The 3,034-nt window shown below is 63.2% G+C and carries 1 protein-coding gene; it reads right to left on the bottom strand.

Annotated elements, in window-relative coordinates; genetic code table 11:
* Positions 1-3,034: condensation domain-containing protein (locus QRN41_RS25805; RefSeq protein ID WP_285422280.1), on the bottom strand; the 3,034-nt coding region annotated here is incomplete at both ends.

Below are 3,034 nucleotides of genomic sequence, written 5' to 3'. Positions count from 1 at the left end.
TGCGGGTAGTCGCGGGCGGTGGCGTTCCACTGTTCAAGTATTTGTTGGCGCTCGGCCATGTCCAGCATGGCCAGTTCGCCAAGGCTTTGCTCACCGCCTTGGAGCATGCCACCCAGCAGGTTGGCCAGATGCCGGGCGTAGCCCTGCACCATGGGCATGGTGAAATGCGCACGGGCAAAGTTGAATTGCACCGACAGCGTTTCACCGACGTCCGCCAATACCGTCAACGGAAAACTGGTTTGTTCATGGGCCTGTGGCGCACCAAATCGCAGACCACTGCCGCCGCCCTGCTCAAGGGCTTTGGACACCGGGTAGTTTTCGAATACCAAGATGCTGTCGAACAGCCCTTCCCCGCCTTGCCCGGCCCAGCGCTGGATATCGTACAGCCCACAGTGCTCATGCTCGCGCAGGGACAAGTTCTGCGACTGCACTGCTTGCAGCCAATCGGCCACCGACGCCTGCTCATCCACCGCGCAGATGACCGGCAAGGTGTTGATAAACAATCCAACCTGTTGCTCCACCCCCACCAGTTCAGCGGGACGCCCGGATACCGTGGCGCCGAATGCCACCACCGGTTGCCCGCTGTGGCGGTGCAGCAGGATCAGCCACGCCGCCTGGATCAAGGTATTGAGGGTAACCTTGTGGCTACGCGCGAAGGATTCCAGGCGCTCAGTCAAGCCGGGGTCAAGCGTCAACTGATGCTGCCCCTGCCCCGTCTGCGACGTTGGCGGATAGGTGCCCAGGCGGGTCGGCGCTTGTAACGCGTCCACCTGTTCGCGCCAGAAGGCTTCGGTCGCCGCGCTGTCGCGCTGTTGCAACCAGCCGATGTAATCGCGATAGCGCCCGGCGGTTTCGGGCACCGCGATCCCGGCATAGCGTTGCAGTACTTCACCGAACAAGCGGGAATTGCTCCAGCCATCCATCAGGATATGGTGATGGGTGTAAATCAGTTCATGGCGCTGCTCGTCGGTGCGCACCAGCAGCAGGCGCATCAAAGGCGCGTGGGACAGCTCGAAGCCCTGCCGACGCTGGGCCTGCTGCAAATCCTGTAGAGCCTGTTCGCACTCCGGCATGGCGCGCCAGTCAAGCACCTCAACGGGCAAACGGGCCGCGCGGTACACCACCTGGCAGGGCCAGTCCAATTGCCCTTCCCAGAAAAACCCGCTGCGCAGCACGTCATGCGCCTGCACCGTCGCGTCCCAGGCTTGCTGGAATCGTGACACGTCCAGGCCATCGACGCTGACCCGGATCTGGTTGATGTAGTCGCCCGCTGCTTGCTCATAGAGGGAGTGGAACAGCATGCCCTGCTGCATGGGCGACAAGGTGTAGAGGTCTTCGATGGCATCGGCGGCCAGCGGCAGCGACTCAAGTTGCTGTTGGTTCAACCGCGCCAAGGGGAAGTCCGACACGGTGACGCCGCTGTTGCCGGGCGTGCAGCAATGCGCGATCAACGCCGTCAGTTCGCGGCTGAATGCCACTCTCAGAGCTTCGATCACCTCAGGGTCGAACATCAGCGGACTGAAGGTCCAGCCCATGTGCAACTCGCCGCCATACACTTGGCCGTTGACGGTCAACCAGTTGCTCAGTGGCGCGTCCGGGCTCTGCTCGGCACCGGCACTTTCCGACGCCGTGGCAAACAGGCCGTCCGGCTGATCGAAGCTGGCGTCAACCTGGCCCAGGTAGTTGAAAGTGATGCGCGGCACCGGCAAGCGGCTGAACGCTTGGCGCGTCGCATCATCTCCCAGATAACGCAGGGCACCGAACCCCAGACCGTTGTCTGGAATGGCACGCAGTTGCTCCTTGATCTGTTTGATGGAATCGGCCAGGGAGTCAGCCGGCGTCAGGCGCACTGGGAACAGACTGGTGAACCACCCCAGAGTGCGACTCAGGTCGATGTCATCGAACAGGTCCTCACGTCCATGGCCTTCCAGCTGGATCAGGCTGCTGGCATGCCCGGTCCATTGGCAGATCACCCGCGCCAGGGCGGTTAGCAGCAGGTCATTGATCCGTGTGCGATAGGCCGCCGGTGCCTGTTGCAGCAATTGCCGGGTGCGTTCTGCGTCCAGTCGGCTGACCAGCGTGCGCGCCAGTCGACCAGGCCGAGCGCCGTGGGGGTCACGGCACGGCAGGTCCGTGTGCATGCCATCGAGTTGCTGCAACCAGAAGTGCTTTTGCGACTGGATCGCTTCGCTGTGGGCATAGCCCTGCACGCGCTCGGCCCACGCTTTGAACGACGTCGTCTTGGCTGGTAGCGCATGCTGGCGATACAGACTTTGCAGGTCTTCAAGCACCACCCGCCAGGACACACCATCCACCACCAAGTGGTGCATGACCAGCAGCAACCGTTGGCTGCCGTCCGGCAGATCGGCAAGCAATACACGCAGCAGCGGCCCATTCAGTGCAAGGCTGCGCTGGGCCTCTTCACAGCGCGCCGTCAGGGCCTGGGTATCCGGCACCGTGGCGTGCCAGAGCAGTCCGCTGGCAGGCTCGGCATGCTCGGCCTTCCACTCTGCGCCGTGCTGACTGAAGCGCAGGCGCAGTACATCGTGGTGCAGCATCAGCGCCTGCAAGGCCGCTTCCAGGCGTGCGGCCTGCAGGGGCTGGCGCGGCGTCAAGAGCAGTGACTGGTTCCAGTGGTGCGGCTGCGGCAGGTCTCTTTCGAAGAACAACTGTTGGAACGGCAGCAGCGGCGTCTGACCCTGCACCGGCCCCTGGTCTATCACTGCCACAGCGTGCAGCTGTGCCACCCGCGCCAGGCTGCGCACGGTCTGGTGCTGGAACAGCGCCTTGGCGGTGAAATGGATGCCGGCAGCACGCGCGCGGCTGACGACCTGGATCGAGATGATCGAATCCCCGCCGCGTTCGAAGAAGTTGTCGTTGACCCCCACTTGCTCGACGCCCAGCACATCGGCCCAGATCGCGGCGATCTGCTGCTCCAATGCGCTCTGCGGGGCGATGTAGTGATGCGTCACCTCAGGTTTGGGCAGCGCCTTGCGATCCAACTTGCCGTTGGGACTCAGCGGCATTTGCTCCA

The organism is Pseudomonas sp. efr-133-TYG-23 (assembly GCF_030209215.1).
GTDB lineage: Bacteria > Pseudomonadota > Gammaproteobacteria > Pseudomonadales > Pseudomonadaceae > Aquipseudomonas > Aquipseudomonas rhodesiae.
This window is presented reverse-complemented; position numbering and strand designations above follow the sequence as displayed.